The 6000-nt window shown below is 71.0% G+C and carries 4 protein-coding genes; 1 reads left to right on the forward strand and 3 read right to left on the reverse strand.

Annotation, left to right across the window (positions count from 1 at the left end; genetic code table 11):
- Nucleotides 1–107: 107 nt before the first annotated feature.
- Nucleotides 108–1145, forward strand: a complete 1038-nt coding sequence (locus AOK03_RS25060; protein ID WP_079074945.1) for an LAETG motif-containing sortase-dependent surface protein — start codon at nucleotides 108–110, stop codon at nucleotides 1143–1145.
- A gap of 163 nt (nucleotides 1146–1308) precedes the next feature.
- On the opposite strand, the gene AOK03_RS25065 is transcribed toward AOK03_RS25060, so the two are convergent.
- From AOK03_RS25065 to AOK03_RS25075, 3 genes are all read right to left on the reverse strand, one after another.
- Nucleotides 1309–3171 carry a GMC family oxidoreductase gene (locus tag AOK03_RS25065; protein ID WP_055567602.1) on the reverse strand — a complete coding sequence of 621 codons (1863 nt, stop codon included), beginning with the start codon at nucleotides 3169–3171 and terminating at the stop codon, nucleotides 1309–1311.
- A 27-nt stretch (nucleotides 3172–3198) separates the two neighbouring features.
- Nucleotides 3199–4815 (reverse strand): succinic semialdehyde dehydrogenase, encoded by a 1617-nt coding sequence (locus AOK03_RS25070; protein WP_055567603.1) that lies wholly within the window; start codon nucleotides 4813–4815, stop codon nucleotides 3199–3201.
- A gap of 125 nt (nucleotides 4816–4940) precedes the next feature.
- A partial coding sequence (locus AOK03_RS25075) for a protein kinase domain-containing protein (protein WP_157869072.1) occupies nucleotides 4941–6000 on the reverse strand: 1060 nt, incomplete at its 5' end.

Here is a 6000-nt window from a genome sequence, read left to right on the forward strand (position 1 = left end):
GATCGCAGGTCATGCATGCAGTAACAACGGCCACACCCGCGTCCCCACCGCGGAGGCCTCCACTCCGTACTGCCGACCCGGCAGTGCACCGGACTTCTGAGGTCTTCATGAAGCTTCGTCGTGCCATGGCCGCCGCGGCCGCTGCGGCTGTCATAGCCCCGATCGCGCTGCTCTCGGCCCCGGCCGCTTCCGCGACCGAGGACACGCCCACGCCGCCCGCCCCGTCCTCGGGAACCCCGACGGCGCCCGTGACGCCGACCCCGCCGGTGACCCCGCCCGTGACGCCGCCCGCGGAAACGCCCGAGACGCCCGGCACACCCAAGCCTGCCGACAAGCCGACCCGGCCCTCGGTGCCCCCGGCGTCCGGGAAGGACCTGGAGGACGAGCTCCCGCCGGTCCCGGACGAGGACGCCGAGGACGAGCCGGACACGTGCCCGTCCGACGACGGCGACACGGACGCCGACTCCGTCCTGGAGGTCGACCTCATCGGGCTGCCCAAGAAGATCGTCGCGGGCAGCGGCTGGCACCGGTTCAAGCTGAGCGCCGCCAACCCCACCGACGAGCCGCTCGGCGAGGTGGACTGGACGGCGTTCGTGAACAACCTCGGCGCCGACCCGGAGGAGAAGGACGGGCTGCGGTACTTCACCGAGGTCCAGTTCCTCGACCCGGAGACCGATGAGTGGACGTCCGTCGACAGCCCGCTGGGCGACGGGCTCGCCTACGGCACCGTCGACCTGGACGCCGAGGACAAGGCCGTCATCAAGCTGCGGGCGAAGGTCGGCGCCAAGGCTCCGGCCATGGACGGGTACGCGGTCGGTCTCGGCACCTACGTGGACTCCGAGCTGGACTGCACGCACACGTCGTCCGAGTACCTGCCGCTCACCATCGTCAAGGCGGGCAGCGGCGACGACGCGACGCCCACGGCCACGCCGAAGCCGTCCCCGTCCAAGACGAAGCAGGCCGACTCGGAGCCGAAGCCGCAGGGCAGCGCCGAGGAGACCCCGGCCCCGGTCACCGGCAACCTCGCCGAGACCGGCTCCAGCTCGATGCTGCCGACCGTCGGCGTGATCGGCGGCATCGCCGTCGTCGCCGGTGCGGGCGTCGTGTTCGCGGTGCGTCGCCGCAAGGCGGACGGCACCGTCTGAGCCGTCCCTGAGCCGTCCGGGTCGCCCCGGACGGCCGACGGCACCTGATCACGCGGAAGGACCTGCGCTCGGAGGGGGGTGCAGGTCCTTACGTGTGTCCGGGGCCCGGCTGCTCACGCGTGTCCGGGGCTGGGCGTCGCTCCGCACGCGCCCGGCGCGGACCTCACTTCTTCGGCGGCACCGTCGGCATCCCGAGGAACGGCAGCTTCAGCGCGCCGAACGCGTCCGCGGGGACCGCGGGGGTCTTCGGCTCGACGGGCGCGAGTCGCACGTACTCCCTGCCCTGCGCCGGACGCGGGTCCTCACCGCCCTTGTTGGGCCAGAACGACATGGCGCGCTCGGCCTGCGCGGTGATCGTCAGGGACGGGTTCACACCCAGGTTCGCGGAGACCGCGGCGCCGTCGACGACCGAGATCCCGGGGTGGCCGTACAGCCGGTGGTAGGCGTCGATGACGCCGGTGTCCGCGGAGTCGCCGATCGGGCAGCCGCCGAGGAAGTGCGCGGTCAGCGGGGTGCCCATGAGCTCGCCGACGTTCGACCCCGGGAAGCCGTTGATCTCCTCGGAGAGGATCGTCGCCGCGCGGGTGGCCTCGTGGATCTGGTCGGGGTTGGGCGCGCCATGGCCCTGCCGGGCCGTGAGCAGACCCTTCCCGACGCCCTTCTCCTTGCGGTACGTGGTCAGGGAGTTGTCGAGCGACTGCATGACCAGGCCGATGATGGTCCGCTCCGACCAGCGCCGGTTGGAGAGCGAGCGGACCATCAGCCACGGGTGGCGTGCCACGTTGCCCAGCCAGCCCGCGACCCTCGCCTTGCCGCCCCGCACGCTGTACGGGACCTGGAGCACGGTCAGGCCGCCCATGGCGTTGGACTTCTTGCCGTAGCGGACGGGCTCGATGTGGGTGCTGTCGTTCGGGTGGATCGACGAGGTGATCGCGACGCCCTTGGTGAAGTCGGCCTTCTCCGTTCCATGCCGCTTGCGGTAGCGGCGGTCGGTGGTCTGGGCGCCCACCAGGGCTTCGGAGTTGGTGCGGGTGAGGGTGCCGAGCCGTGCGGAGATGTGCGGCAGCATGCCGCTGTCCTTCATGCGGTGCAGGAGCGTCTGCGTGCCGTACGTACCGGCGGCCACGACGACCTTGCGTGCCGTGAAGGTGCGCCCCTTGCCCTTGCGCTTGTCGTCGGTCGGCAGGGTCGCGACGGCGAATCCGCCCCGGGAGTCCTCGGTGACGGCGACGACCGACGTCATCGGATGGACGACCGCGCCCGCCTTCTCCGCCAGGTACAGGTAGTTCTCGTTCAGGGTGTTCTTCGCGCCGTGCCGGCAGCCGGTCATGCACTCGCCGCACTCGGTGCAGGCCCTGCGGGACGGGCCCGCGCCGCCGAAGTAGGGGTCGGGGACCTCCGCGCCGGGCCGGGACGTCGAGCCGCCGTCCGCGTCCTTCTCGTCGCCGAAGAAGACGCCGACGGGCGCCATGTGGAAGCTGTCGCCGACGCCCATCTCCTGGGCGGCCGCCTTCAGGTGGACGTCCGACGGTGTCATCGTCGGGTTGAGCCGCACCCCGAGCATGCGCTTGGCCTGCTCGTAGTAGGGGTGCAGCTCGTCCTGCCAGTCCGTGATGTCCTTCCACTGCGCGTCCTTGAAGAACGGCTCGGGCGGTACGTAGAGGGTGTTGGCGTAGTTCAGCGAGCCGCCGCCGACCCCGGCGCCCGCGAGGACCATCACGTTGCCGAGCAGGTGGATGCGCTGGATGCCGAACAGACCGAGCGCCGGGGCCCACAAGTAGTTCTTCAGGTCCCAGGAGTTCTTGGGCAGCGTCGCGCGCGTGAAGCGGCGGCCCGCCTCCAGCACGCCGACGCGGTAGCCCTTCTCCGTCAGACGCAGCGCGGACACCGAGCCGCCGAAGCCGCTGCCGATGACGACGATGTCGTAGTCATAGCCGTCATGGTCGTCATGGCCGTACGAAGCGTCGTCATGGTCGTACGAAGCGTCGTCGCCCGCCCGGTTCCGGGCAGAGCTCTCCTGTGACATTGACTCTCCTCGTTGAGAACTAACGCACTAGCGCAGGCGAAGCGCCTTCATGACCTTCAGGCTGGTGCTCATGAACGCCGCGTACTTCTCGTCGTCCAGACCGAACGACGGCGCCAGCGGCATGACCCGCTGGGTGGCGATGGTCTGCGCCTCGGTGTACTTGAGGATTCCCTCGGAGCCGTGCCGTCGGCCGAGGCCGGAGTCCTTCATGCCGCCCATCGGCGACTGCACGCTGCCGTAGGCGGGCGCGAAGCCCTCGTTGACGTTGACCGTGCCGGTGCGCAGCCGGGCGGCGACCTTGCGGCCGCGGCCGCCGTCCTTCGTCCAGACCGAGGAGTTCAGGCCGTACGGCGTGCCGTTGGCGAGCTCGACCGCCTCGTTCTCGTCCGTGAAGCGGTAGATGGAGACGACCGGGCCGAAGGTCTCCTCGGTGCAGACGGCCATCGGTGCCTCGACGCCGTCCAGGATCGTCGGCTCGAAGAAGTAGGGGCCGATGTCCGGGCGCGCGACGCCGCCCGCGACGAGCGTGGCGCCCTTGGCGACGGCTTCCTCGACGTGCCGGGTCACGGTCTCCAGCTGCCGCTCGCCGACGAGGGAGCCCATGTCGGCGCCGTACGCGAGGGACTTGCCGAGCCGCATCGCCTTCGTGCGCTCCGCGAAGCGCGCCACGAACTCGTCCGCGATCGACTCGTGGACGTACAGCCGCTCGATGGAGATGCACAGCTGGCCGGCGGACGAGAAGCAGGCGCGCACCGCGCCCGACGCGGCCTTGTCGACGTCGGCGTCGTGCAGCACCAGCATGGCGTTCTTGCCGCCGAGTTCGAGCGAGACGCCGACCAGGCGTGCGGCGGCCCCCTGCGCGACCTCGCGGCCGGTACGGGTGGAGCCGGTGAAGGAGACGTAGTCGGCGTGCTTGACGACCTCGGGGCCGACGACCGGGCCCTCGCCGAGGACGACCTGGAAGACCTCCGCGGGCAGGCCCGACTCGATGATGAGGTCGCGGGCCCAGAGCGCGGTCAGGCAGGTGGCCGTGTCGGGCTTCATCACGAGGGCGTTGCCCGCGACGAGGGCGGGCAGGGCGTCGCCGACGGAGAGCTCCAACGGGTAGTTCCACGGGGCGATCTGCCCGATGACGCCGCGCGGCTGACGGTTCTCGGTGACCTTGGTGAGGACCGGGACGACGCCGGTGTGCCGCTTCGGTCCCAGGTACGAGGGGGCCTTGCGGCCGTAGTGCCGGGCTGCGACCGCGACGGCCTGGACCTCCTCGTGCGCGTGCAGACGGGCCTTGCCGGTCTCCAGCTGGATCAGGTCGAGGATCTCGGCCTGCCGCTGCAGCACCAGGTCGTGGAAGCGCAGCAGGACGGCGGCACGCTGCTTCACCGGGGTCCTGGCCCAGGCGATCTGGGCGGTGCGGGCCCGCTGGAAGGCGGTGGCCACGTCCTCGGGGGTGGACTCGGGCAGGTCGGCCAGCTTCTCGCCGGTGAGCGGCGAGTGGTTGGCCGTCCGTCCCGACCCGATGACGTCACGGGTGAGCTGCGCGATCAGCTCGGGCGTGACCACGTCGGCGGCGGTGCGCGCGCCGTCGGGGGCCGGGGCGGTGGGGTTCGTTCCGAGGGGCGCTGCGGTGGCCTGCGAGTCCGTCATGCTCGTGAGAGTAGGCCTACGTCAGTGTTTTGGGTACCCATCGGTAACGGGGGTTCACGACATGCGCACACGACGCCAGTGATTGCTGGCGACAAAGCCGCTGATCAGGGCGTTACCGACCCTGATCAAAGTTTTTCGAGCTCCAGGTCGGCGATGGCGGTCTCGGCCACGTCGCGGCCCCGCTCCGTGAAGTCGCCCTTGCCGGGGTAGCCGATCGTCAGCTTGTACATGTCGCCGGACTCGGTCTTGTAATAGAGGACGCGCAGCTCGCGCGGCAGCGGGTTCTGACTGTCCGTGGAGGAGTAGACGACGGTGTTCTCCGCGGCCTTGCGGTCCTTGAACGTCGTCTCCTTGCCGTCGCTCTTGGGCGCCGGGTCGGAGGCCATGCCGAGGTCGTATTTGCCGGACTGCTTGAAGTCGGCGTTGTCGTCCCACATCTCCGCGGCCGCGGTCTCGGCGATCCCGCCGCTGTCGTCCTCGGACTTCTTGTCCAGGGAGAGGTTGATCCAGACGCTGCCGCTCGGATCGGTGTACTGGACCCAGTGCTTCTCCGGGGTCTTGTTGTCGTCCTCGGACTTCTCGTAGCCCTCGGGCACGGCGACGGTCGCCGCGAGCTCCTTCGACGCGTGCTTCTCCCAGCCCTCCGCGTCCGAGCCCCCGAAGGGGTTCAGCGCCACGAGCACGCCCGCGGCCACCGCCACGACGACCGCACCGGCGACGACGGCCAGCGCCTTGCGGCTCAGGAAGACCCCCTTGCCGCGCCCCTGGCCGCCGCCGGTCGCCGCGACGGTGACGTGCTGCGTCGGCGCGGGCTGCGGAGGCTCGGCCGCCGCCTCCAGGAGTACGCGGACCTGCGCGGCGTTCGGCCGCTGGGCCGGGTCCTTGGCCAGCAGCCGGTTGATCGCCTCGGCGAGCGGGCCCGAGGCGGACGCGGGCGCGGCGGGCGTCGCGTTCAGGACGGACTGCAGCGTCGCGGGGGTGTTGGTGCGGCGGAACGGCGAGACGCCCTCGGTCGCCGCGTACAGGACGACTCCGAGCGACCAGAGGTCGGACGCCGGTCCCGGCCGCTGGCCGAGGACCCGCTCCGGCGCGATGAATTCGGGCGAACCGACGAAGCCGCCGGTGTCCGTCAGGTTCGTCTCGCCCTCGATCTGGGCGATGCCGAAGTCGGTGAGGACGACGCGG

It is taken from the genome of Streptomyces atriruber, from assembly GCF_001418325.1.
GTDB lineage: Bacteria > Actinomycetota > Actinomycetes > Streptomycetales > Streptomycetaceae > Streptomyces > Streptomyces atriruber.